At 64.6% G+C, this 25,079-nt stretch carries 23 protein-coding genes; 7 read left to right on the top strand and 16 right to left on the bottom strand.

Going from position 1 to position 25,079, the window contains the following annotated elements; translation table 11 throughout:
* The first annotated feature begins 12 nt into the window (after positions 1-12).
* Together HUX88_RS17945 and ldcA are read left to right on the top strand one after the other, a co-directional pair.
* Positions 13-957: an alpha/beta fold hydrolase gene (locus tag HUX88_RS17945; RefSeq protein ID WP_176362657.1), complete on the top strand. Its 945-nt coding sequence runs from the start codon at positions 13-15 to the stop codon at positions 955-957.
* Between the two features lie 10 nt (positions 958-967).
* The gene (ldcA, locus tag HUX88_RS17940) at positions 968-1,894 is read left to right on the top strand and encodes a muramoyltetrapeptide carboxypeptidase (protein WP_176362656.1); all 927 of its coding nucleotides are present in this window, start codon (positions 968-970) and stop codon (positions 1,892-1,894) included.
* On the opposite strand, the gene HUX88_RS17935 is transcribed toward ldcA, so the two are convergent.
* Positions 1,873-2,439: a PEP-CTERM sorting domain-containing protein gene (locus HUX88_RS17935; RefSeq protein WP_176362655.1), complete on the bottom strand. Its 567-nt coding sequence runs from the start codon at positions 2,437-2,439 to the stop codon at positions 1,873-1,875. The two genes, ldcA and HUX88_RS17935, sit on opposite strands and share 22 nt — an antisense overlap.
* Before the next feature lie 182 nt (positions 2,440-2,621).
* Between HUX88_RS17935 and HUX88_RS17930 the strand changes: the two genes are divergently transcribed.
* From HUX88_RS17930 to HUX88_RS32450, 4 genes are all read left to right on the top strand, one after another.
* The gene (locus tag HUX88_RS17930; RefSeq protein ID WP_117015088.1) at positions 2,622-4,223 is read left to right on the top strand and encodes an ABC-F family ATPase; all 1,602 of its coding nucleotides are present in this window, start codon (positions 2,622-2,624) and stop codon (positions 4,221-4,223) included.
* A 95-nt stretch (positions 4,224-4,318) separates the two neighbouring features.
* Positions 4,319-5,458: a quinolinate synthase NadA gene (nadA, locus tag HUX88_RS17925; RefSeq protein ID WP_176362654.1), complete on the top strand. Its 1,140-nt coding sequence runs from the start codon at positions 4,319-4,321 to the stop codon at positions 5,456-5,458.
* Complete coding sequence (gene nadC / locus HUX88_RS17920; RefSeq protein ID WP_176362653.1) at positions 5,455-6,321, top strand: carboxylating nicotinate-nucleotide diphosphorylase; 867 nt, start codon at positions 5,455-5,457, stop codon at positions 6,319-6,321. The genes nadA and nadC overlap by 4 nt, the downstream gene beginning before the upstream one ends.
* Before the next feature lie 113 nt (positions 6,322-6,434).
* A complete protein-coding gene (locus tag HUX88_RS32450) occupies positions 6,435-7,214 on the top strand; it encodes a PEP-CTERM sorting domain-containing protein (RefSeq protein WP_229219408.1) in 780 nt (259 codons plus the stop codon).
* Here HUX88_RS32450 and HUX88_RS17910 read toward each other — a convergent pair.
* The 15 genes from HUX88_RS17910 to HUX88_RS17840 all read right to left on the bottom strand — a co-directional run bounded on the left by HUX88_RS17910 (position 7,211) and on the right by HUX88_RS17840 (position 23,433).
* Positions 7,211-7,774 (bottom strand): GNAT family N-acetyltransferase, encoded by a 564-nt coding sequence (locus HUX88_RS17910; RefSeq protein ID WP_176362652.1) that lies wholly within the window; start codon positions 7,772-7,774, stop codon positions 7,211-7,213. The two genes, HUX88_RS32450 and HUX88_RS17910, sit on opposite strands and share 4 nt — an antisense overlap.
* Positions 7,771-9,387, bottom strand: a complete 1,617-nt coding sequence (nadB, locus tag HUX88_RS17905) for an L-aspartate oxidase (RefSeq protein WP_117015092.1) — start codon at positions 9,385-9,387, stop codon at positions 7,771-7,773. The genes HUX88_RS17910 and nadB overlap by 4 nt, the downstream gene beginning before the upstream one ends.
* Positions 9,388-10,332: 945 nt before the next feature.
* A complete protein-coding gene (locus HUX88_RS17900) occupies positions 10,333-11,142 on the bottom strand; it encodes a hypothetical protein (protein ID WP_229219407.1) in 810 nt (269 codons plus the stop codon).
* 104 nt (positions 11,143-11,246) lie between these two features.
* Entirely contained in the window at positions 11,247-12,158 is a 912-nt protein-coding gene (locus tag HUX88_RS17895; RefSeq protein WP_176362651.1) for a LysR family transcriptional regulator, read from the bottom strand.
* A gap of 85 nt (positions 12,159-12,243) precedes the next feature.
* Positions 12,244-12,669, bottom strand: coding sequence for a hypothetical protein (locus HUX88_RS17890; RefSeq protein ID WP_117015094.1), 426 nt, complete (start codon positions 12,667-12,669; stop codon positions 12,244-12,246).
* A gap of 533 nt (positions 12,670-13,202) precedes the next feature.
* Positions 13,203-13,613, bottom strand: coding sequence for an Hpt domain-containing protein (locus HUX88_RS17885; RefSeq protein WP_117015095.1), 411 nt, complete (start codon positions 13,611-13,613; stop codon positions 13,203-13,205).
* 65 nt (positions 13,614-13,678) lie between these two features.
* The gene (locus HUX88_RS17880; RefSeq protein WP_176362650.1) at positions 13,679-14,554 is read right to left on the bottom strand and encodes a proteasome-type protease; all 876 of its coding nucleotides are present in this window, start codon (positions 14,552-14,554) and stop codon (positions 13,679-13,681) included.
* A 64-nt stretch (positions 14,555-14,618) separates the two neighbouring features.
* The gene (locus tag HUX88_RS17875) at positions 14,619-15,422 is read right to left on the bottom strand and encodes a transglutaminase family protein (protein ID WP_117015097.1); all 804 of its coding nucleotides are present in this window, start codon (positions 15,420-15,422) and stop codon (positions 14,619-14,621) included.
* Between the two features lie 13 nt (positions 15,423-15,435).
* Entirely contained in the window at positions 15,436-16,386 is a 951-nt protein-coding gene (locus tag HUX88_RS17870) for an alpha-E domain-containing protein (RefSeq protein WP_117015098.1), read from the bottom strand.
* Between the two features lie 9 nt (positions 16,387-16,395).
* Positions 16,396-17,826, bottom strand: a complete 1,431-nt coding sequence (locus tag HUX88_RS17865) for a circularly permuted type 2 ATP-grasp protein (RefSeq protein ID WP_117015186.1) — start codon at positions 17,824-17,826, stop codon at positions 16,396-16,398.
* Positions 17,827-17,901: 75 nt separating this feature from the next.
* Positions 17,902-18,645 carry a hypothetical protein gene (locus HUX88_RS17860; RefSeq protein WP_176362649.1) on the bottom strand — a complete coding sequence of 248 codons (744 nt, stop codon included), beginning with the start codon at positions 18,643-18,645 and terminating at the stop codon, positions 17,902-17,904.
* Between the two features lie 47 nt (positions 18,646-18,692).
* Positions 18,693-19,769, bottom strand: a complete 1,077-nt coding sequence (locus HUX88_RS17855; RefSeq protein ID WP_176362648.1) for an ABC transporter substrate-binding protein — start codon at positions 19,767-19,769, stop codon at positions 18,693-18,695.
* A gap of 108 nt (positions 19,770-19,877) precedes the next feature.
* Positions 19,878-20,393: a PRC-barrel domain-containing protein gene (locus tag HUX88_RS17850; protein ID WP_161084531.1), complete on the bottom strand. Its 516-nt coding sequence runs from the start codon at positions 20,391-20,393 to the stop codon at positions 19,878-19,880.
* Positions 20,394-20,532: 139 nt separating this feature from the next.
* Positions 20,533-22,011, bottom strand: coding sequence for a GGDEF domain-containing protein (locus tag HUX88_RS17845; protein WP_176362647.1), 1,479 nt, complete (start codon positions 22,009-22,011; stop codon positions 20,533-20,535).
* Between the two features lie 51 nt (positions 22,012-22,062).
* Entirely contained in the window at positions 22,063-23,433 is a 1,371-nt protein-coding gene (locus HUX88_RS17840) for a short-chain fatty acyl-CoA regulator family protein (protein ID WP_176362646.1), read from the bottom strand.
* Positions 23,434-23,574: 141 nt separating this feature from the next.
* On the opposite strand from HUX88_RS17840, the gene HUX88_RS17835 reads away from it, so the two are divergent.
* Positions 23,575-25,077, top strand: a complete 1,503-nt coding sequence (locus HUX88_RS17835; protein WP_176362645.1) for a CoA-acylating methylmalonate-semialdehyde dehydrogenase — start codon at positions 23,575-23,577, stop codon at positions 25,075-25,077.
* Positions 25,078-25,079: the final 2 nt, after the last annotated feature.

Here is a 25,079-nt window from a genome sequence, read left to right as displayed (position 1 = left end):
GGAGAGACCGCCTTGGCTACCGCACAAGCAAACGGCATCACGATCGCTTACGAGGCCAGCGGCAATCCGCTGGACCCGGCGGTATTGCTGATCATGGGCCTGGGCATGCAGCTGATCTCCTGGCCGCAGGACCTGGTCGACGGCCTGGTGGAGCAGGGCTATTACGTGATCCGCCACGATAACCGCGACAGCGGCCTGTCCAGCAAGTTCGACCATCTCAAGCAACCCAATCTGATGCTGGCCTACCTGAAATCGCTGGTGGGCTGGAAGCAGGCGCCCGCCTACACGCTCAACGACATGGCCGACGACGCGCTCGGCCTGCTCGATGCGCTGGGCATCGCCGGCGCGCACCTGGTCGGCGCCTCGATGGGCGGGATGATCGCGCAGATTTTCGCCGCCCGCCATCCCGCGCGCACGCTGAGCCTGACGTCCATCATGTCCAGCGGCGGCCGGCGCGGCCTGCCCGGCCCGACGCCGGCCGCGCGCAACGCGCTGATGCGAACACCTGCCTCGCCGCACAACCGGCGCGACGTGGTCGACCGCATGGTGCAGGTGTATCGCATCATCGGCAGTCCCTCGTTCCCGACGCCGGAGCGCCAGCTGCGCGAGGGCATCGAGCGGGCGCTGGACCGCAGCGCCTGTCCGGCCGGCATGGCGCGGCAGATGGTGGCCGTGGTGGCGTCGGGCGACCGCACGCCGTTGCTGCGCAAGATACGCTGTCCCGCGATGGTGATCCATGGCGCGGCCGATCCGCTGGTGCCGCTGGCCTGCGGCGCCGACACTGCGGCCTCGATCGCCGATGCCAGGCTGCACGTGATCGAAGGCATGGGGCACGACCTTCCCCCGCAGTTGATCGAACGGCTGCTTGCCTTGCTTGAGCATCACCTGCGCGGTAATATATTGCCGGACCATCCTCCGCCGATGCCGCACCGGGCGGGCAGCGGCACCCATCAATGACAGGGGCATTTTGAGTACATCGACTTTCGGCATCGCGATTGCCGCCACGGGCGGTTACGCGCCCGACCATGCCGCACTGCAAAACGGCATCGAACGCCTGCGCCAGCAAGGCCATCTGGTCCACAATTATTACGACGACGATAAAAAATTCCAGCGCTTCGCCGGCACCGACGCCGGCCGCCTGGCGCAGCTGAACGCCGCCGCCGCCGATCCCGACGTGCAGGTGGTGATCGCCTTGCGCGGTGCCTACGGCATGAGCCGCCTGCTGCCGTCGATCGATTTTCATGCGATGGCGGACAGCGGCAAGCTGTTCGTCGGCTACAGCGATTTCACGGCGTTCCAGATGGCGTTGATGAAGCGGACCGGCCGCGTCAGCTTTGGCGGCCCGATGATGTGCGACGATTTCATCCGCGAGACGCCGGTCGATTACACGATGCGACAGTTCTGGGATTGCCTGCGCGGTCCGGTGCATACGGTGCGCGGCGCGGTGGCGGAGGGCGGCTCGGACAATCCGCTGGTCGATGTCGGCGGCAAGCTGTGGGGCGGCAACCTGGCGATGATGGTCAGCCTGTTGGGCACGCCATATTTCGCGGCTGAGCCGGACGGCATCCTGTTCCTGGAGGATATCAGCGAGCATCCATACCGGGTCGAGCGCATGGTGTTGCAACTGCTGTACGCCGGCGCGCTGGACGGCCAGCGGGCGCTGGTGCTGGGCGATTTCTCGGGCTACAAGCTCAGCGCCTTCGACAACGGCTACGATTTCGAGACCATGCTGGCCTACCTGCGCGAGCGCCTGCCGATGCCGGTGCTGACCGGCCTGCCATTCGGGCACATCAAGGAACGCGCCACGCTGCCCTACGGCGGCATGGCGCACCTGGTATCGACCGAACGCGGCTTCGACCTGACGATCAGCGATTACCCGACGTTGGGACGTTGACGGCGGCGGGCGACGACGCCCACCAGGCCCAGGCCGGCCAGCAGCATGGCGTAGGTTTCCGGTTCAGGCACGGCCGTCACGGTCACGCTGACGTTGTCCAGGCGGACGAAGCTCGGATCGTTGCGGGCGCCGAATTTGAGTTCGGTCGCGGCGCCGGTCGCCGTCAGGCCGTCCAGCGTGACGTGGGTCCAGTTGCGCGCTTCGTTCTTGAAGGCGTAGACGCTGACGCCGTTGAAATCTGCTTCAAAAGTGGTGTTGCTGGTGGCGGTGTTGTACACATCGAAGCTCAAGCTATAGGTCCAGCCCGCCGAGGTGGCCAGGCTCTGGCTGATGTAGGCCGGCGAGCCGGTCGCGCCGCTGCGCCAGACAAAGGTATGGTTGGAGGTTACGGTATTGGAAATGACGTCCGACAGCGAAGGATTGCCCGACTTGGTCCAACCGGTGAAGTTACCGGTTTCAAAGTTGCCGTTGACAACCAGTTCGGTGGCGGCTTGTGCCGACAGGGTGCTTGCGGCCAGGATTGCGGCGATTGCTAATTTCTTCATTGGTGACATTCCATTGGGTAGTATTATTGCAAGAGAGTTGTCATAGTATCCTTATTGTTGACTGATTGTCCAATGGGAAATGTTTATGTGGCGAATTTTCCACGCCCCGGCGATTCGCCGGGCATGGCCAGCTAGTGGTAAAATGCCCGGTTAATCAAATCCATGCATTAAGGGCCTTATCCGTGCTATCTACAGCAAACATCACCATGCAATTCGGCGCCAAGCCGTTGTTCGAAAACATTTCCGTCAAATTCGGCGATGGCAACCGTTATGGCCTGATCGGCGCCAATGGTTGCGGCAAGTCCACCTTCATGAAAATCCTGGGCGGCGATCTGGAACCGTCGGGCGGCAACGTGATGCTGGATACGAACGAGCGCCTGGGCAAGCTGCGCCAGGACCAGTTCGCGTACGAGGAAATGCGCGTGCTGGACGTGGTGATGATGGGCCACACCGAGATGTGGGCCGCGATGCAGGAACGCGACGCGATCTACGCCAATCCCGAAGCCACCGACGACGACTACATGAAGGCCGCCGAGCTGGAAGGCAAAGTCTCTGAATACGACGGCTACACCGCCGAGTCGCGCGCCGGTGAGCTGCTGCTGGGCGCCGGCGTCAGCATCGACCTGCACCAGGGCCCGATGAGCAATGTGTCGCCAGGCTGGAAGCTGCGCGTGCTGCTGGCGCAGGCGCTGTTCTCGAACCCGGACATCCTGCTGCTCGACGAACCGACCAACAACCTGGACATCAACACCATCCGCTGGCTGGAGGACGTGCTCAACGAGCGCAACTCCACCATGATCATCATTTCCCACGATCGCCACTTCCTGAACCAGGTCTGCACCCACGTGGCCGACATGGACTACGGCACGCTGAAGATCTATCCGGGCAACTACGACGAGTACATGTTCGCGTCGACCCAGGCCCGCAACCAGCAGCTGGCCAACAACGCCAAGGCCAAGGAAAAGGTCGCCGAGCTGCAGGACTTCGTGCGCCGCTTTGCCGCCAACAAGTCCAAGGCCCGCCAGGCGACCTCGCGCGCCAAGCAGATCGAGAAGATCAAGGTCGACGACATCAAACCGTCGTCGCGCGCCTATCCGTTCGTGCGCTTCGACGGCGAGAAGAAGCTGCACCGCCTGGCCGTCGAGGTGGATAGCATCTCCAAGAAATACGACCGCCAGCTGTTCAACAACTTCAGCATCATGGTCGAAGCGGGCGAGCGCATCGCCATCATCGGCGCCAACGGCGCGGGCAAGACCACGCTGCTGCGCTGCATCGGCGGCGACGACATCGCCGGCCTGCACGCCGACCACGGCATGGTCAAGTGGGCCGAGAACGCCAACGTCGGCTACATGCCGCAGGATCCGACCGAGGAGTTCGCGGCCGGCGAGACGCTGACCGACTGGATGGGCCACTGGACCAAGGAAGGCGACGACGACCAGGCCGTGCGCTCCATCCTGGGCCGCCTGCTGTTCGGCGGCGACGAGGTGAAGAAGTCGGTCAAGGTGCTGTCCGGCGGCGAGAAGGGCCGCATGATGTACGGCAAGCTGATGCTGGGCCGCCACAACGTGCTGCTGCTCGATGAACCGACCAACCACATGGACATGGAATCGATCGAGTCGCTCAACATCGCGCTGGAAAAATACGCCGGCACGCTGATCTTCGTTTCCCACGACCGCGAATTCGTGTCGTCGCTGGCGAACCGCATCATCGAGATCAAGGAAAACGAAGTGGTCGATTTCCGCGGCAACTACGAAGACTACCTGAGCAGCCAGGGCATCGACTAAGCGTCGGTCCGAGTCCGATAAAGAATCCCGCCGCAAGCGGGATTCTTTGCAATGTGCGATAGTTATTGCCTCACGTTTTACGTTCACTGAACACCATGCAAACCATAGAGATCAAATCCGTCGAGTACGAGCATCCCCAAGACGGAGCCAGCTGCACCGCCCACGCGTGGGCGCGCACGCCAGCCACGCCATCCCCCGAGCAACGCACCGCCCTCAAGGAGCGCATCAAGCGCCTGCTGAAGGAAAAGGAGGCGGTGCTCGTTTCCCACTACTACGTCGACGCCGACCTGCAAGACCTGGCCGAGGAAACCGGCGGCTGCGTCTCCGATTCGCTGGAGATGGCGCGCTTCGGGCGCGACCATCCGGCCAAGACGCTGGTGGTGGCCGGTGTGCGCTTCATGGGCGAGACCGCCAAGATCCTCAGCCCGGAAAAGCGCATCCTGATGCCGGACCTGGACGCGACCTGCTCGCTGGACCTGGGTTGTCCGGCCGATGAATTCACCGCGTTCTGCGATGCCCATCCCGACCGCACGGTGGTGGTGTACGCCAACACCAGCGCCGCCGTCAAGGCGCGCGCCGACTGGATGGTGACCTCGTCGATCGGCCTGGACATCGTCAAGCACCTGCACGAGCAGGGCAAGAAGATCCTGTGGGCGCCGGACAAGCACCTGGGCTCCTACATCCAGCAGCAGACCGGCGCCGACATGCTGCTGTGGCAGGGCTCCTGCCTGGTGCACGACGAGTTCAAGGGCATCGAACTCGATCTGCTGAAGGCCGAGTATCCGAACGCCAAGGTGCTGGTGCATCCTGAGTCGCCGGCCAATGTGGTGGCGCTGGCGGACGTGGTAGGCTCGACCACGCAGATCATCAACGCCGCCGTGGAGTCGGACGCCGACACCTTCATCGTCGCCACCGACAACGGCATCCTGCACAAGATGCGCGCCGCCGCGCCGGGCAAGCGTTTCATCGAAGCGCCGACCGCCGGCAACAGCGCCAGCTGCAAGAGCTGCGCGCATTGCCCGTGGATGGCGATGAACGGCCTGCAGAACCTGGCCGACGTGCTGGAGAACATGGACGGCGCCAACGAGATCCATGTGGATCCGGAAATCGGCAAGCAGGCGGTGACGTCCATCAACCGCATGCTGGATTTCGCGGCCGCCAAAAAGGCCAAGGTCCAGCCCGGCGCTGACCTGGCGAAAGAAGCTAAACTGTTTTCGGGAATCGGTCCGGCATGAGTACCTTAGTCAACACCTTTGCGCCTTTCGACGACGCGCTGAAGTCGGCCTTTGAAGGCAACCTGCTGGCGGCCCTGCTGGAGGACGTGGGCAGCGGCGACCTGACCGGCCTGCTGGTGCCCGACGGCGGCCGCGCCACCGCGCGCGTGATCGTGCGCGAGGACGCGGTGCTGTGCGGCGCGCCCTGGTTCGAAGGCATCATGAACTGCATGCAGGCCGGCATCGAGATCGACTGGCAATACGCCGAGGGCGATCTGATGAAGGCCGACAGCCTGGTCTGCACCATCCAGGGTCCGGCGCGCGCGCTGCTGACGGCGGAACGCGCTGCGCTCAATTTCCTGCAACTGCTGTCGGGCGTGGCGAGCGCGACCCGCAAGTATGTCGATGTGATCGCCGGCACCCGCGCCGCCATCCTCGACACGCGCAAGACCATGCCCGGCCTGCGCCTGGCGCAGAAGTACGCGGTGCGCGTGGGCGGCGGACAGAACCAGCGCCTGGCGCTGTACGACGGCATCCTGATCAAGGAAAACCATATCGCGGCGGCCGGCGGCATCACCGCCGCGGTGATGGCGGCCAAGCGGCTGGAGAAGGGCGTGACGATCCAGGTCGAAGTGGAGAGCATCGCCGAACTGGAAGAAGCGCTGGCGGCCGACGCCACCTCCATCCTGCTCGACAACTTCAGCCTCGACATGATGCGCGACGCGGTGCGGTTGAACGCCGGCCGCGCCTTGCTGGAGGCTTCCGGCGGCATCAACTTCGATACCGTGCGCGCCATCGCGGAAACCGGCGTGGACCGCATCTCCATCGGCAGCCTGACCAAGGATGTCCGTGCCACGGACTACTCCCTGCGCATCGTCGGCTAGGGTTGGTGTGAAAAATTCATCTAATTTAACAAGTATTATTTATTAAGAATGACTTAAATATAATATAATCGCTCCTGTTATTTTTTTTATCACTAACCACAGGAGCGAATTAGATGAAATTGCAATTTTTGGCGGGTGTTGTGGCGTTGGGCCTGGCTGGCTTGGCGCACGCGGATGGTTTCGTCAACGGCAACTTCGAGGCGGGCACCACCGCCGGCTGGACGACCGGCGGCGGTGATCGGTCCTACACCAACAACGCCAGCATACTGCCTTCCCAATTCCTGCCAGGCGGCAGCCTGAACCAGGACAGCGGCACCCGTGGCGCCGTGATCGATGGCAGCTACGTCGATCCCAACCTGGGTGCGCTGCTGGGGACGACCGTGTACAGCGGCAAATATGCTTATCGCGCGGAAGATACGATCTCCGGCGGCCTGGCGACGGTCATCAGCCAGAAGGTCAACAACTACACCGAGGCGAACATCTATTTCGCCTGGAAAGCCGTGTTGGAAAATGGCGGCCACGTGGAAGACGAATCGGCACTGATGATGCTGACTTTGACCGACGACACCACCGGTAAATTGCTGATCAATCGCAGCTACAACGCGGGTTACACCGGCGGCGGTGTGGATAGCCGTTTCGCCGTCCAGGGCGATCTGTTCTACACGCCTGCCTGGCAGGTGGAGAAATTGACCATCGACCAATCCTTGTCCGGCCATAGTTTCACGCTGTCGTTGCTGGCGGCCGACTGCGAGCCGACCGCACATACGGGCTATGCCTACCTGGACGGCTTCGGTTCGGTCTCTCCGCCGGTTCCCGAACCCACCACCTACGGCATGATGCTGGCCGGCCTGGGCCTGCTGGGCTACATGGCTCGCCGCAAGAAATCGGCTTAAGCTGGCGGGTGCCGCTGGCCGATGGCAGGGGCTATGCTCTTGCGCATTTTTGCCAGCGGCACCTTGATGTCGCCGGGCAGTGTAATGTCAAATCGTTCGACCACCGTAAAGCCGCATGCCAGGTACAGGGGCACGCCCGGCATGGTGGCGGCCAGTTCCAGCGTATGGAAACCGCCGGCCGCCGCCGCGTCGCTGCAATGGGTCAGCAACAAGCGGCCCAGGCCCTGGCGGGCCGCCGACGGATCGACGAAGAAGGCGCGGATGCGCGCCGCTTCCGTGGCCGGATCGAGCAGCGGGTCGGCGCCTTGCTTGGCGCGGTCGGCGCCGAACAGGGTGCTGCGCTTGCTCCAGCCGCCGCAGGCCACCAGTTCTCCGTGCTTTTCAATCAGAAAATAGGTCTGGTCCGCGACCAGTTGGCTATCCACGCCGAAGACATGGCGGGTGACGGCCTCGGCTTGCTCCTTGCTATAGAAGCCATCGCTCAACTCGATCCCCGAGCGCGCGATCAGCGCCTCCATCGCGGGGATGTCGGCTGGCCGGGCGGCGCGCACGGTGATCATTGTTTGCGGCGGGAAGGCGTCAGGATGCTCGGCAGGGCTTTCGGCAGCGTCTCGGGATAGTCGCGGCTGAAGTGCAGGCCGCGGCTTTCGTGACGCTGCAGGGCGCTGTTGACGATCAGGTTGGCCACGTCGACCAGGTTGCGCAATTCCAGCAGGTCGTGCGTGATGCGGAAGTTCTGGTAGTACTCGTCGATCTCTTCCTTCAACAGCGCGATGCGGTGCTGGGCGCGCTCCAGGCGCTTGGTGGTGCGGACGATGCCGACGTAGTTCCACATGAAGCGGCGCAGCTCGTCCCAGTTGTGGGCGATGACCACTTCCTCGTCGGCGTCGGTGACGCGACTTTCGTCCCAGTCCGGCAGGTAGGGCACTTCGCCGGGGGCCTTGGCGGCGATGTCGGTGGCGCAGGCGCGGCCGATCACCACGCATTCGAGCAGCGAGTTGCTGGCCAGGCGGTTGGCGCCGTGCAGGCCGGTGCAGGCGGTCTCGCCCACGGCGTACAGGCCCGGCAGGTCGGTGCGTCCCTGCAGGTCGGTGACCACGCCGCCGCAGGTGTAGTGCGCGGCCGGCACGATGGGGATAGGCTGCTTGGTGATGTCGATGCCCAGCTCCAGGCAGCGCGCGTAGATGGTCGGGAAGTGCTCGATCAGGAACTCGGCCGGCTTGTGGCTGATGTCCAGGTGCACGTAGTCGAGGCCGCGCTTCTTGATCTCGAAGTCGATGGCGCGCGCCACCACGTCGCGCGGCGCCAGTTCGGCGCGCTCGTCGTGGGCCAGCATGAAGCGGGTGCCGGCGGCGGCGCCTGCCTCGGGCGGCAGTTTGAGCAGGCCGCCTTCGCCGCGGATGGCCTCGGTGATCAGGAAGGACTTGGCGTACGGGTGGTACAGGCAGGTCGGGTGGAACTGGATGAATTCCATGTTCGACACGCGGCAGCCGGCGCGCCAGGCCATGGCGATGCCGTCGCCGCTGGCGGTGTCGGGATTGGTGGTGTACAGGTAGACCTTGCCGGCGCCGCCGGTGGCCATCACGGTGTGCTCGGCGGCGAAGGTCAGCACCTGGCCGGTCTTCTCGTCCTGCACGTAGAGGCCGTAGCACTTGGGCTGGGCGTTGCCTTTTTTGACAGGGTGCAGCTTGTCGGAGGTGATCAGGTCGATCGCGCAATGGTGTTCGAACAGGCTGATGTTCGGGTGCGCGCGGACCTTTTCCTCCAGCGTCACCTGCACCGCGTGGCCGGTGGCGTCGGCCGCGTGGATGATGCGGCGCTGGCTGTGGCCGCCTTCGCGGGTCAGGTGGAAGCCCAGCTCGGCCGTGTCGTCCTTGGTGAAGGGCACGCCTTGCTCGATCAGCCATTCGATCGCCTCGCGGCCGTGCTCGACGATGTAGCGCGTGGCGCCCTCGTCGCACAGGCCGCCGCCGGCGACCAGGGTGTCGTCGATGTGCTGGGTGTGGCTGTCGCCCGAATCGAGCACGGCGGCGATGCCGCCCTGGGCCCAGTTGCTGGCGCCGTCCTTCAGGGCACGCTTGGAAATGATCGCGACTGTGCGCGTTTCGGCCAGGTGGAGGGCGACCGACAGGCCGGCCAGTCCGCTGCCGACGATTGCAACATCAAATTTCATGATTACGTTTGAATGCGGTAAGGAACCATGACTATAGACCATTTGTCATGAACGCGTCATATCCGTCTGATTTTCCGCGATTTCGGGTCTGAACCGATCAGCCGATTGTGGCCGCTCAAGACGCAGCTGCCGGGTGTTGGCGATGATCGGAACTACACCGCCGTTTGGTGCCGGGGAGCGGATCGTGATCAGGATATTCCACCATTATGTGTCGAAGATGGGCTTCATGCTGTTGCTGCTGGAGTTGCTGGTGCTGTTGACGGCGGCCGTGGCCAGCGCGCCCTTGTGGCTCAAGGGCCGGCATGGCGGCGGCGACCAGCTGTACCTTCCGGCGCTGGCGTTCGCGCTGGTCATGGTGCTGAGCATGGGCACGCTGGGCATGTACCAGCACAATCAGTCGCGGGAGGACATCAAGAACACCTTGCTGCGCATCCTGCCTTCGTTCGTGCTGGGCTTTTTCCTGATGAATTTGTTGTCGAGCATGATACCCGGCCTGCCGTTCGGGCGGGTCGGCAGCGTGGTGTTCGTGCTGGGCGGGGCGGCGGTGCTGCTGGCGCGGCTGGTGGTGTTCACATCGGCCCAGTCGAGCATGATGGAGCAGCGGCTGATCGTCATCGGCGACGGCGCCACCGCGCGCGAGTGCCTGGAGCTGGGCGCCAGCAGCGTCGGCTTTCACGCGTTCAAGGTGGTGGGCTTTGTGCCGGTGTCCGGCGAGGTGTCCTGCGTGCCGGCCACGATGCTGCTGCCCGCCGACCTGTCGCTGCTGTCGCTGGCGCGGCGCTACGCGGTCGATGAGATCGTCGTGTCGGTCGGCGACCGGCGCAATGGCGCGTTTCCCGTGCGGCAGCTGCTCGAATGCGCGCTCGGCGGCGTGCAGGTGACCGACGCCGCCACCTTCTTCGAGCGGGAGGCCTGCCAGATCCGCGTCGATTCGCTGCAGCCGAGCTACAGGAACTCCCGCTTGACCTTGAGGATTTCTATCATCTCCAGCATGCCGCGACTGGCCGCGTACACCGCGCCGGACCACGACCAGGCGCGCGGGTCGCCCTCGTCGCCGAACTCGGCCACCTTGGACAGGTCGACCGATCCCACCAAGTCGGCGATGTCTGCCGTGTTGGGATCGTGCGGCGCATAGGTGCCGACGCCGACACGGCCGGCCTCCGAGATGAAGATGCGCTCGACCGGCATGCGCAGGAAATCGCCGCTCAGTTCATGCTCCTGCCGTGCGCGGCAATGCGGACACAGTTCGCCCGTCACCTCGACGCCGTAGGTGTCGCGAAAACCCGAGCGCATGGTATGCGGCACCAGATGCAGCGGCGATTCGTGCACCGGGCAGCCGGCGATGCCGAACAGCGCGCCGGCGTCGGTGTAGCTGTATTCCTCGAGCCCGCGCTTGAGCCGTATCACCAGCGTGGACTTGCCGCCCGATGGCGGCCCCAGCAACAGCAGCAGGCGCCGGCCGACTTCCGATCCGGCGGCGGCCGCCTTGAAATAGTCGGCCACCCGCGCCAGCGCATCGTCGATACCGAACAGTTCGTCGGCGAACAGCTTGCAGCGCAGCTTGCCGTTTTCATCCTGCTGGCCGCTCCAGCCGAGCATGTCCCAGATGTACTGATGCGAACTGCGCACGAACTGGCAGGGCGCCACCGGCAACACCTGCTCCATGAATTGCGCGAAGCTGCCGCTCCAATGCCCCGCCCGGTGCTGGCGGGTGAAGGCTTGCAATTGTTCCCGATATTGTACGCGTGGATCCATCGTCGCATCCCCTCCTGTGCGGTCAGCCCATTGAGTATCCGCGCCAGGGCGGGCAGGCCGTATGACCTGCGTCAAAAGGGTTCGGGGATCTTTATGGTCGAAAACTAGTCGGCGCGGTCCCACGGCGGGACGCCGGAAAACTGCTCGACCAGGAAGTCGATCATCACCCGCACCTTGGCGCTCAGGTGGCGGCGGCTGGGGTAGACGGCCAGCACGTCGATGTCCGGCATGTGATACTCGGGCAGCACCCGTACCAGCGTGCCGGCGCGCAGGTCGGCGCCCACCAGGAAGCTGGGCTGCCAGATCACGCCCAGCCCGCCCAAGGCCGCGGCGCGGGCGGTGTCGCCATTGTTGGTATGCATGACGCACTGCACCTTGACCGCGTGCGGCTGCTCCCTGGCATCGAGAATCTGCCATTCGTCGGCCGTGGCCGCGTAGCTGTAGCCGATGCAGCTGTGCTGTAGCAGCTCGGCGGGATGCAGCGGCATGCCACGCTGCTGGATGTAGGCCGGCGACGCGCACAGGATGTTGTGCGAGGTGGCCAGCTTGCGCGCCACGTTCGACGCCGAACCGGAGCGCGAAATGCGGATCGCCATGTCATAGCCTTCCTCGACGATGTCGACCACGCGGTCGATCAGCGCCACATCCAGCTGCACGTCGGGATATTTCTGCATGAACCGGGCCCACAGCGGCGCCAGGTGCAGCACGCCGAAGCTGAGCGGGGCATTGATGCGCAGCACGCCATGCGGCTGCATGGTGGCGGACGAAGCGATCGCCTCCGCCTCCGCCACGTCGTCGAGGATGGACTTGGCGCGTTCGAACAGCGCTTCGCCGCTGGAGGTGAGCGACATCTTGCGCGAGCTGCGGTTCAGCAGCCGGGTTTGCAGATGGGCTTCGAGGTCGCTGATGTAGCGGGTCACGTTGGCCGGCGAGGTGTCGAGCGCCTCGGCGGCGCGGGCAAAGCCTTCCCTGCGCACCACTTCCACAAACACTTCCAGCGCCCGCAACCTGTCCATACGCCCGTCCTTTGATGTCTTGTCTAATAAAAAAGCCGCAGCACCTGGAGGGTGTCGCGGCTCGGTGGCGAAGCGGGCAGGGCGCTTAGCGCGGAAGGTAGTTCACGTTGGCGGCTTCCTTGATCACACGGCTGGCGCTGATGGCCGGGTTCGCGCCGCCACTTTGCATGGCTGCGGTGTTGCCGTGATACATGCCGACCAGTCCTTCCGCAGCCTGGGCGTCGCCGGCGTTGGCGGCGCGCTCGAACAGCTGCATCGCTTCGTGGCGCTTGGCCGGGTTGGCCAGGTAGCGCAACGCCAGTTCGCGCTGGGCCACCGGCGAGCCTTGATCGGCCCACTCTTGCAGGCGGCGTTCGGCGGCGGTCTGGCCCATGGGCCCCATCTGCAAGGCGGCGGCTTCAATCACGGTCGGCGACGGGATCGCGTCTTCTTGCGCCTGGCAGGCGATCAATGCGCCCACCAGCACCAACACCGACGATACCAGTACACCCGACTTGTTGAATAATTCCATATTTTAGTTACCCTTGGTTAAAGCCATACCGTTGTCGGTGAGGAAAGCCTTCCTGCTGATCTATCCAAGGCTAAAAAAACCGATGCCGTCTGCCCCGGCACTTCAAGTTCGATGTGCAAGCTGCCACCGCCTCGACGCAATGCACCATTATACTTGCGCCGAGACAAATTATCAATTGCGCAAGATGCTGAATTGCAATAGTTTTGGCTTTCCATTCTACAAAACGACGGAAAAACGTGGCGCACGCCAGCTTCTGTCTTGCTAGCTGCCATTGCTTATCAATTCGGAAGGGATCTTATCACGAAGCTTTTCAGGCTCCGGTTTGCAAGGCGATAATCAGGGTAACAATTGTAACCATTCGTTAAGTGGGGCGAAAAAGCGTGGCGCGGCCCGCTTGGTTGCGCTGCAGCATAAGTCGCAATTCATAATTACTGAACGATACACTGGCGCTTTGTTGAGTGCAATGCCGGTAGTGTTGTTATTTGTTGATTTCAGGGAAAGTTGATGCGAGGCCGCGCCGGCCGTCGGCTGACTCAGGCTTGGCCCGATGGCCCGCTTTGCGGCGCGCTGCGTTGCAACCAGGCGTCGGCGGACTGCAATACCAGTCGGTATTCGGACTCGAGCGCGGTGAACAAGGAAGGAACTTGATCCAGATGACGTTCGGCGATCGCCTGCTCCAGCTTGAGCGAGGCGCTCACCAGGCGCTTGGCGCCCAGCGTGCCGATCGAACCGCGCAGGCTGTGCAGGGTCTTGCCGGCATCGGTGTAGCGCTCCTCGCGCAGCGCTTCGGCGGCCTGCTGCATGGGCGCCATGCCGGGCGCGCAGGCGTCGCGGACGATCTTCGAGACTACGGCCAGCGCCTTGTCGTCGTTGCCCATGTACTTGAGCAAGGTGTCGACCGAAAAGATCTGTTCCTCGGATACCGGCGGTGTGGCATCAGACATGCAGCGCTCCGTGAGTGGTGAATTTACCTCCCATCATACTCTGTCCCGATGGCGGAAGCCGGCCGTTACTGTTGCCCGTCGTGGAACTGTTGCGTCAGCGTCTGCAAAGGCGCGGTTGACGCCACGGGTGCCGCCACGCCGGCCGGCGGCGCCACGCGGACCGGCTTGCTGCCGGTCTGGCTCGAATGCAGCACGTTGGCGGTCGCTTCCGGCGCGGCGTTCCACACCGGGTTGTCCAGCCCCTCGAACACGCGCTTGAGCTGGTGGCCCCAGGTGTTGCGTATCATCTGGAAATACTGGTTGCGCTCGTCGATGGTGACGAAGTGCGTCACCGCCAGCCTGTCGCGCTCGTACACCAGCAGATCCAGCGGCAGGCCGACCGACACATTGGAGCGCAGCGTCGAATCCATGGAAATCAGCGCGCACTTGGCGGCGTCGTCCAGGCCGGTGGCCGGGGTCACCACGCGGTCGATGATGGGCTTGCCGTACTTGGCTTCGCCGATCTGGAAATAGGTGTTTTCGTCGTGGGATTCGATGAAATTGCCGGCCGAATAGATCTGGAACAAGCGGCAGCGCTCGTCCTTGATCTGGCCGCCGAAGATGATGCTGACATTGAACTCGATGCCGAATTCGGCCAGCGCCTTGGCTTCCCGTTCATGCACCTGCCGCACGGCGTCGCCCAGCAGGCGGGCAGCCTCGTGCATGCTGGTGGCGTTCCAGATGCTGTGGCCGTCGGTGTTTTGCTGCTCGGCCACCAACTGGCGTATCGATTGCGAGATCGACAGATTGCCGGCGGTCATCAGCACCATCATGCGGTCGCCGGGGATTTCAAACACGCTCATCTTGCGGAACGTGCCGACCTGGTCCACGCCGGCGTTGGTACGCGAATCGGAAAGAAACACCAGCCCGGCATCCAGGCGCATGCCCACACAGTAAGTCATCGTTGCAAGTTATTGATTAGAATAATTATTATTGTACACCCCCGCCGGGCTGCTCATTGACCACTCATTGGGGCACGATCTGCACGTCCACGCTCATCGACTCGGTGCCGCCGCCGCGCCGCACGCCGCGCACCGGCGCCGCCGCGTCGTAGTCGCGCCCGATCGCCAGGCGGCAATAGGCGTCCGTCATCAGCCGCGCGTGGGTCACGTCGATGCTGACCCAGCCGGTGTAGTCCTTGTCCTCGGCCCAGGCGTCCACCCAGGCATGGCTGGCCGCATGGTCGCTGGTTTCCGGGTCGATATAGCCGGACACGTAGCGCGCCGGGATGCCATGCGCATGGCAGCAGGCCAGGAACAGGTGCGCGTGGTCCTGGCACACGCCCTGGCCCAGGGCGAGCGCGTCGCTGGCCGTGGTGGTGACCGCGGTCGCACCGCTTTGATACCGGACCGCACCAAAGATGTGCTCGGCCAGGCGTATCAAGTCCTTGGTCTGCGCCTTGCCGTCCGGCAGGCAGGACGCCGCCAGCTCCAGGATGCCGGGCGTGGGCTCGGTCAGGCGTGTCGACACCGTGTAGATCAGCGGCGACAGGCTGTCGCCGTTGGGGATGCGGCCCTGTTTCGGGCTGGTGGTTTCCACCACGCCGCCCGCCACGATGGTCAGCCCTTGGTGCGGCACGTCCATTGTCATCATGTGCGACAGGTTGCCGTAGGCATCCGTGTAGGCGTGCACATGGCCCGGCATCGCGATATTCCACGACAGCACGTGCTGCTGCGCCTCCGCGCGCGGCGTCAGGTGCAGCTGCTGGATGGTGTAGGCCAGCGGCGTGGTGTAGGTGTAGCGCGTTTCGTGACGTATCGTCAGTTGCATGGATTGCCTCGTTTCAAGCCGCCAGCGGCACCAGGAAATCGCGGCTGACGCGGTTGCCCAGTTGGTAAATGTCGGCCAGGAAGCCGGTCAGGGTGTCGTGCAGGCCGGTCGCCAGGATGTCGTCGATCTTGCCGAATTGCAGCTCCGCGTGCAGCTTGCCGGCGAAGCGTTCCGTATCGGCGGACACGTCGTTGCGCACCTCGCGCAGGTTCTGGACCACTTCGTCCATGCAGGCCAGCAGCGAGCGCGGCATGTCGCCGCGCAACATCAGCAGCTCGGCGATGCGCGCCGGCGTGATGACGTCGCGGTACACCTTGCGGTAGATCTCGAAGCCGGACACCGAACGCAACAGCGCGCCCCAGTAGTAGAAATCGCGCTGGGTCATGGTCTCGCCGGTGCTCTCCGCGCCGCCGCCGTGGAACTTGACGTCGAGGATGCGCGCCGTGTTGTCGGCCCGCTCCAGGAAGGTGCCCAGGCGGATGAAATGCACGGCCTCGTCGCGCAGCATTGTGCCCACGGTCACCCCGCGCGACAGGTGCGAGCGGAACTTGACCCATTCGAAGAACTTGCTGGGATCGTTTTCCAGCAGGTCGCTGTCCAGGCGCTTCTGCATGTCCAGCCAGGTCTGGTTCTGGATTTCCCAGACCTCCGTGGTCAGCGTGCCGCGCACGGCGCGGGCGTTTTCGCGCGCCTCGGTCAGGCAGGCCACGATGGAGGAGGGGTTGTCGGGATCGCGCACCATGAAGTCGATGACGGCGCGCGCCTCCAGCGAGTCGTACTTGCGGTCGAAGGCTGACTGCAGCTCGGAGATGCCTAGCATGGCGCGCCAGCCCTGGGCGTTTTCCTCGTCGGACTGGGGCAGCATCGAGGTCTGCACATTGACGTCGAGCATGCGGGCGGTGTTTTCGGCGCGCTCGGTGTAGCGCGCCATCCAGAACAGGTGATCGGCGGTGCGGCTTAACATGGTGTCTCCTTAACGTTCCAGTATCCAGGTGTCCTTGGTGCCGCCGCCCTGCGACGAGTTCACCACCAGCGAGCCTTCCTGCAGGGCCACGCGGGTCAGCCCGCCGGGCACCATGGAAATGGTTTTGCCCGACAGTACGAAGGGACGCAAATCGATGTGGCGCGGCGCGATGCCGTTTTCCACGTAGGTGGGGCAGGCCGACAGCGCCAGCGTCGGCTGGGCGATGTAGCCGTCCGGCTTGGCGATCAGGCGCTGGCGGAAGTCCTCGATCTGCTGTTTGGTCGAGGCCGGCCCGACCAGCATGCCGTAGCCGCCGGCGCCATGCACCTCCTTGACCACCAGCTCGGGCAGGTTGGCCAGCGTGTACGCCAGGTCTTCCTTCTTGCGGCACTGGTAGGTCGGTACGTTGTTGAGCACCGGTTCCTCGGACAGGTAGAACTTGATCATGTCCGGCACAAATGGATAGATCGATTTGTCGTCCGCCACGCCGGTGCCGATGGCGTTGGCCAGCGTGACCCGTCCCGCGCGGTAGACCGACAGCAGGCCCGGCACGCCGAGCGAGGAGTCCGGACGGAACGCCAGCGGATCGAGGAAATCGTCGTCGAGGCGGCGGTAGATCACGTCCACGCGCTTGGGGCCGCGCGTCGTACGCATGAAGACGGTGTTGTCGCTGACAAACAAATCCTTGCCCTCGACCAGTTCCACGCCCATCTGTTGCGCCAGGAAGGCGTGTTCGAAGTAGGCCGAGTTGTACATGCCGGGCGTCATCACCACCACGGTGGGATCGTTGATGCCCATCGGCGCGACGGAGCGCAGGTTGTCGAGCAGCAAGTCGGGATAGTGGTCGACCGGCGCGATCTTGTTGCGGGCGAACAGTTCGGGGAACAGCCGCATCATCATCTTGCGGTCTTCCAGCATGTAGGACACGCCGGACGGCACCCGCAGGTTATCCTCCAGCACGTAGAACTCGCCCTGGCCGGCGCGCACGATGTCGACCCCGGCGATGTGGGCGTAGATGTCCGACGCCACCTTGATACCCTGCATCTCGGGCCGGTACTGCGCGTTTTTGTAGATCTGCTCGGCCGGGATGATGCCGGCCTTGATGATGTTCTGGTCATGATAAATATCATGGATGAACATATTGAGCGCCTGCACCCGCTGCACCAGCCCCGTCTGCAGCTGCTTCCACTCGCCCGCCGGGATGATGCGCGGGATGGTATCGAAGGGAATCAGCCGCTCGGTGCCGGCGTCGTCGCCATAGACGGCGAAGGTGATGCCGACCCGGCGGAAGGTCAGGTCGGCCTCGGCGCGCTTGCGCTCGATGGTTTCCGACGACTGGCGCTGCAGCCAGCCGCAGAACTCGCGGTAGTGTTCACGTACCTCGGCGCTGGCATGATGGGCCAGCCCGTCGGCGGTCATTTCGTTGAAGAATTTAGCCATATCGAACATTCCCTGATGAGTACGTTTATGATCTATCAAGAAACGTGCCAGAGGAAATGCCCGGTTTTGGTGCGGCTACTCCTTCAGCGCCTGCTGGCGCAGTTGCTCGATCTGGCCGCTCTCGCGCATCTTCCTGATGACGGCGGACAGGCGCAGGGCCAGCTTTTCATGTCTTTTGTTCAGGTAGGCATAGATCGGCATGTGTTCCAGCACGCCCGCCTGACGGATGCCCGCATGCGCGAATTCAGGGCTGGCCAGCATGGGATCGACGACCTCGGCGGTGTCGACGTAGAGATCGCTGCGCCCGACCACCAGTTTGCGCAAGCCCAGCTGCGCGTTCAGCACTCCGCTGAAGCTGCCTGGCGGCAGCACCGCCGCCAGCCGCTGCTGGATCACCGGGTAGCCGAAACGGAAATCCACCCGATAGTTGGTGCCGCGCAAGGATTCCCAGCCGTTGCTCAGGTGAATGTCGGGATTCCGGGTATAGGCCGCGCTGCTTGCCGACAAGGGAGCTTCCGGCACGCGCGTCAGCGCCGTCTGCATTGCGCCGTAGTCATAGCCGCGCGCCAGCTCGCCATCGACGTTGCCGGCGATCGCTTCGGCGCTGGCCCGGGCCGCGGGCAAGCTGCGTATTTCCAACGCCACACCCAGTTGCTGGAAGGCCTCGGTGTAGATCAGCCTGAGCCAGCGTCCGGCAAAGCTGTTCTGCTGCTCCAGCATGGTGGCCATGACGATGGGCTTGGCCTCGTCGCTGGCGCGGGTTGGGCTGGCGGCCAGGCCCAGCAAAAATATCAGGGCGAGGACAGGCCTGTGCCGCATAAACGTTCCAAATTGTTGTCAAACGATGCTGCCAGTATAACAACAACTTACTTGGCCAGGTCGATTTGCCAGAAACCGCTGGAGGTGATGGTCTTGCGGGCCGCCATCGCCGGCGGCAGCGTCACCTCCAGCGCCGCCATGCGCGCCGGGTCGACCATCACCGTGGGCGTCTCCTGGCGCAGGATGGGCAGCACGTCCGGCTTGGTGTGGCGCTGCAGGATCTTGGCCGCCTGGGTGCCGGCCAGCCGCCCGACCTGGGTGAAATCCGCGCCCACGTACAGCGCCGCGCCGGGCACCCGCACCATCGCCAGCGTCACCACCGGCACCTTGTTCTCGATGCCGAAATCGCCCAGGTCGATGGCCGCCTCGTAGCGGTGCAGGCCGTAGTAGGTGTCCAGCGGCACGGCGAACATCTGCACGCCGCGGCCGGCGCCGTACAATTCCTTCAACGACGGCGCGATGTGGTCGGTCTTGTTGACCAGCCTGGAACTCACGTCCAGGCCCAGCGGCTTGCCGCTGCGGGTCGCCGCCGCCACGTTGGCCACGCCGTTCTCGTCGTCGGTGTAGACCATGCCGATCCGGCGCACGTTCGGGAACACGTCCTGGACCAGCTTGAGCGAGTCGGCCATGTCGGTGTACAGCGTCGAGCCGGTCGCGCCTTCGCCGCCGTCGACCAGCGACGCGCAGCCGGCATCCTCGGGATTGGCGATCGCCGTGAAGACCAGCGGGATATGGGCGTCGGCCAGCATGCCGCGCGCGTACTTGGTGGCCGGCGTGCCGATGGTCAGCACCAGATCGGGCTTGGCCTCGACGATGCGGCCGGCCTCCTGGCGGATGCGCAGGAGCACGCCCAGCCGGCTCCAGAACCCGCCTTTTTCGATGTCGAAATCGATCGCCACCTTGTGGATGCTCAGGTTCTTGCCGGCCACCAGGCCGCTCGCCTGCAGCGACTTGAGGAAGCCGTTGTAGGCTTCCTGGTAGGGTTCGATATCCGTCACCTGCAGCACCTCCACCTTGAAGACGCGGGTGTCGTCCATGGTTTCGGGTGGCAGGGGTTCGAAGGCGAGGGTGGGGCCGGCGCACAGCGCCAGCGCGAGCAGGGAAACGGCGAGGGATTTTTGCATGGTCGGTCTAATTGCTGTTGGTGCAACAATTAGACCAGAGATGCCCACAAGGCATGCCTGCTATCGCATGCCTTGACGAGCCAATCTGCGCGTTCTGTGGGCCAGCCGCTACAGCGTGCCGCTGCTGCTGCCGGAAGTGCTACGGCTGGCGCTGCCGGGTTGGTCGCTTTGCAGGCTGCCGGTGCTGCTGCCCATCACACTGCCGCTGGCGGTGCGGGCGCCCGGCACGTTCTGCTGGGTGCCGTAGAAGTTGTGGATCTGCGTGCTGAACTCGGTGCTGGCCATGTCCGGCCAGTTGTCCTTGTTGAAGCCGGGGGCGTTTTTCAGGTGCTCCTTGGATACATCGAGCAGGAAGCGCTTGTTGGCGGTGTCCAGTTGCAGCGCCTGCCAGGGGACGGCGAACAGCTTGTCGCCCATGCCCAGCCAACCGCCGAACGACAGCACGGCATAGGCCACTTGGCCCTGGCGCATGTCCAGCATGATTTCCTTGATGTCGCCCAGGTCTTCGTCCTGGCGGTTGTAGACGTCTTCGCCGATCAGCGTGTCGGCGCCCATCAGGCGGGGGCCGGGGCCTTCCGAGGTATCGCTGTAAATGCCATAGGTATCACGGTCTAAGTAGCTCATGGTGGTCTCCAGATAGTTGGTGCGGTCCCGCGTTGAACAACGAGGTGACAACACTCATCATCCTTGGAGCGCGACCGCGCAGGTATAGGTGCGCGCGCAGTGTGGATGTAGGACGGGGATGAGTTCCCAGGGAACCAAGTCAGACGGCCACGTGCGCCTCGGACACCACCTGGTTGCGGCCGTTGCGCTTGGCCCGGTACAGCGCGCTGTCGCAGCGTTCGATCCATCCGTCATGGCTGATGTCGGCGGCGTCGAACAGCGCGATGCCGGCGCTGACCGTGAAATGGAAGGCGCCGTGCTCACTCGCCACAGGCACCGCCGCCACCTGGGTGCGCAGCCGCTCGGCGAACGCATAAGCTCCCTCGGCATCGGCCTGCGGCAGCAGGATGACGAACTCCTCGCCGCCGTAGCGGCAGGCGCAGTCGATCTCGCGCGACAACGCGCGGATCTCGGACGCCAGGATGCGGATCGCCTCGTCGCCGACCGGGTGGCCGTGGCGGTCGTTGATCTGCTTGAAATGGTCGATGTCGATCATCACCAGCGCGGCCTGCAGGCCCAGCCGTTGCGAGCGCTGCCACTCGGCGGCGATGCGCTCGTCGGCCACGCGGCGGTTGTGCAGGCCGGTCAGGCTGTCGGTGCCGGCCAGCATGTACAGCCGCTGGTTGGCGTGGCGCAGGTCGGTGACCAGCTGGTTGGTCAGCGTCTGCCAGTGGATGAACATGTGGTAGCCGAACGCCGCGATGAACACGACGATCAGCGCGAACACCCAGTAGAACGCCCAGGTCGTGTCCCGGGCCACCTCCAGCGCCCGCGCCAGCGCCGCCGGGATGCCGGCCGCCTGCGCGTGCAACAGGTTGTCGGCCAGCTGCAGCGTCACGAAACCATAGATCAGCACGCCGATCGTCACGCATCCGAGCAGGCGCAGCACCGAGCCGCGCGGATCGGCCGCGGCGTCGACCAGCAATTGCGGCCTGGCTTGCTGCCAGCGCTCCAGGTGCGGCCACAGCAGGGCCATCGCCGGCGCGCACAGGAACACGCTTTGCAGGAAGGCGCCCAGCCACCAGCCCTGCCAGATCGGCAGCAGGGCGGTCGAATCGATGCGGTTGGTATAGCACCAGACCAGCGCGCCGCTGGAGCTGAAAATGGCGCTCACGAACGACAACTGCACATAAAACAGCATCGCGCTCACGCTGCTCAAATTCCGGCTGATGGCGATGGCCCGATAGCCCAGCCCCATGACCGCGAAGCCGAGCGGATTGGCGGCGCTGAACAGCAGCGCCCAGGACAGCGGCATGCCGCCGTAGAGGGCAAGCGTGAGGGTGGCCAGGTAGGCGGGAATGGCGCCCCACCACCAGCCGCAGGTCAGCGTCCACACCAGGCAGATCACCAGCGGCGGATAGACGGTGATGTACAGCTCCAGCCCGCCCAGGTGGACCGGCAGGCCGGACCACTTGAAGATCACCGAGATCAGCCCCAGCCCGATGCTGGCGGCCAGCGACAACAGCCACAATGCCGACATTGACAGCTGCTCGCGCCAGCTGCCGTCGCGGAACAGGCGCCGCACGGACACGGCACGGGCCATCTGTGGAAGTTCCGCGAACGGCTGGCTATGTCTCATGGAGTAATCCTAGTTGCATACAAGATTGTACCGCGAGGCGTAGTCGATTTGCTATGGCAGCCTGGGTTCGATAGTTTTCTGTCGCAAAATGGATGGAAACGCCCGCTGCAGGCAATCGTTGCGCTCGCACACCTTGCAGCCGTTGCCGATCGGCGTGGCGACGTCGGGATTGGCCAGGTCCAGGCCCTTGGCATACACCATGCGGTGCGCCTGGCTGATATCGCAACCGAGCGCCACGGCGAACGAGCGGCCCGGCGCCATGAAGCCGGCCGGCCCGCCGCTGACCTGGCGCGCGATCCACAGATGGGTGCTGCCGTCGGGCATGCGCGCCACCTGCCGCAGCACCTGGCCGGGCAGGCTGAACGCCTCGTACACCACCCACAGCGGACAGGTGCCGCCGGCGCGGGAAAAATGGAAAGCCGCCGCCGATTGCCGCTTGGAGATGTTGCCGGCCCGGTCCACGCGCACGAAAAACACCGGCAATCCGGCGAATCCCGGCCGTTGCATCGTGCTGAGCCGGTGGCAAACCGCCTCGAAGCCCACGCCGAACTGGCCGGCCAGCAGCTCGATATCGTAGGCGCAGGCCTCGGCCGCCTGCAGGAAGCGGTGGTAGGGCAGGCGCAGCGCCCCGGCAAAATAGTTCGACAGGGCCAGCCGGGCGCCGTCCCGCGTGGCGTCGCTGGAAAAGCCGGCCGCCTGCACCAGCGACTCGATCGCGTCCGCCTGTTCCAGCAAGCCCAGCTGCGCGGCCATCTGGAAGGCGCGCTGGCCCTCGCTGATCGAGTCCGGCAGCCACAGCAGCTTTTGCGCGGCATCGTAGCGGCGCCGCTCCATCGGCAGGCTGGACATCGGCGAAGCCAGCACCGTCACGCCATGCCGCTCCGCCAGCCGGCGCTGCAGCGCGGCCGCGCCGGCGTCGCCGGCCAGCTCAGCCGCCTGGTCCAGCTCGTCGATGTAGTTCTGCCGCTGGTTCAGGTAGTCGCGCACCTCCTCGTCGACCGACGGCGGGGCGATGCTGATGCCTCGGTTGCCATCGTCGAACTGCGATTCCAGCGCCGCCGCGCGGCCCGCCACCATGCGGTAGCGGCTCTGCATCTGCACGATGGCGCGCGCCACGCCGGGCATGTTCTCCACCAGCGTCTTCAGTTCCGCCAGCGAGGTATCGGCGCCCGGCAGCTCGCTGAAGGCGTCGCGCAGGTCGGCCACCAGCCCGGCGCTGTCGTGTTCGGAAAAGATCTGTGGATCGATGCCCAGCACCGCGCCCACCCGCAGCAGGATGGACACGGTCAACGGCCGCTGGTTGCGCTCGATCTGGTTCAGATAGCTGGGCGAGATGTCCAGCAGCTTGGCCAGCGCCGCCTGGGTCAGCTTGCGCTCCTCGCGCAGGCGCTGCAGACGCACCCCCATGAAAACTTTAGACATCTTTGCAACCTTCGCAAATTCGCTTTGAAAACTTCGCAATTCCTCGCATTTTTACGTCTTTACGCACGTTTCGGATAAGCGAATAATGCAAACAATTAGCAAAAACCGCAAGCCTTTCGATACACCACCAGGAGACCGACGATGACCGCAGCTATTCCCACCGTACCCTTGCTGATCAATGGCGAATGGGTCGAATCCCGCACCACCGTCTGGCGCGACGTTGTCAACCCGGCCACGCAGGAGGTGCTGGCCCGCGTGCCGTTCGCCACGGCGGACGAGGTGGCGCAGGCGGTCTCCGCCGGCCAGCGCGCCTTCAAGACCTGGCGCAAGACCCCGATCGGCGCGCGCGCCCGCATCTTCCTGAAATACCAGCAACTGATCCGCGAAAACATGGCCGACCTGGCCGCCACGCTGACCGCCGAGCAGGGCAAGACGCTGCTCGACGCCGAGGGCGACGTGTTCCGAGGCCTGGAAGTGGTCGAGCACGCGGCCAACATCGGCACGCTGCAAATGGGCGAGTTCGCGCAGAACGTGGCCGGCGGCGTCGATACCTACAGCGTGCTGCAGCCGCTGGGCGTGTGCGCCGGCATCACCCCGTTCAACTTCCCGGCCATGATCCCGTTGTGGATGTTCCCGATGGCCATCGCCTGCGGCAACACCTTCGTGCTCAAGCCCTCCGAGCAGGATCCGCTGGTCACCGTCAAGCTGGTCAGGCTGGCGCTGGAGGCCGGCATCCCGGCGGGCGTGCTGAACGTCGTCCACGGCGGCGAGGAGGTGGTCAACGCGTTGTGTGACCATCCCGACATCCGCGCCGTGTCCTTCGTCGGCTCCAGCCACGTCGGCAAGCACGTCTACCAGCGCGCGACGCTGGCGGGCAAGCGCGCCCAGTGCATGATGGGCGCCAAGAACCACGCCGTCGTGCTGCCGGACGCGAACAAGGAACAGACCCTGAACCAGCTGCTGGGCGCAGGCTTCGGCGCCGCCGGCCAGCGCTGCATGGCGGCCTCGGTGGCGGTGCTGGTGGGCCAGGCGCGCGACTGGCTGCCCGAGCTGGTCAAGAAAGCGGCCGCGCTGACGGTCGGCGCCGGCAAGGACAATCCCGACCTCGGCCCGGTCATTTCCTGCGCCGCCAGGGAACGCGTGCTGGCGCTGATCGCCAAGGGCGTGGAACAGGGCGCGCACCTGGCGCTGGACGGCCGCGCGGTCAAGGTCGACGGCTACCCGAACGGCAACTTCATCGCGCCCACCATCCTGTCCGGCGTCAAGCCCGGCATGGCGGTGTACGACCAGGAGATCTTCGGACCGGTGCTGATCGTCGTCGAGGCCGACACGCTGGACGACGCCATCGCCCTGGTCAACGCCAACCCGAACGGCAACGGCACGGCCCTGTTCACGCAGAGCGGCGCCGCCGCGCGCAAGTTTCAGGAGGATATCGACGTCGGCCAGGTCGGCATCAACGTGCCGATTCCGGTGCCGGTGCCGCTGTTCAGCTTTACCGGTTCGCGCGGGTCCAAGCTGGGCGACCTGGGCCCGTACGGCAAGCAGGTGGTGCTGTTCTATACGCAGACCCAGACCATCACCCAGCGCTGGTTCGCGGACGCGGCCTCGGTCGGCCAGGTCAACACCACCATCAGCCTGAAGTAGCG

The sequence above is a fragment of the Duganella sp. BJB1802 genome, assembly GCF_013369445.1.
Classification (GTDB): Bacteria; Pseudomonadota; Gammaproteobacteria; order Burkholderiales; family Burkholderiaceae_D; genus Rugamonas; species Rugamonas vulcania_A.
Note: the sequence above shows the minus strand (reverse complement) of the source record. Positions and strands in the feature narration are given on the sequence as shown.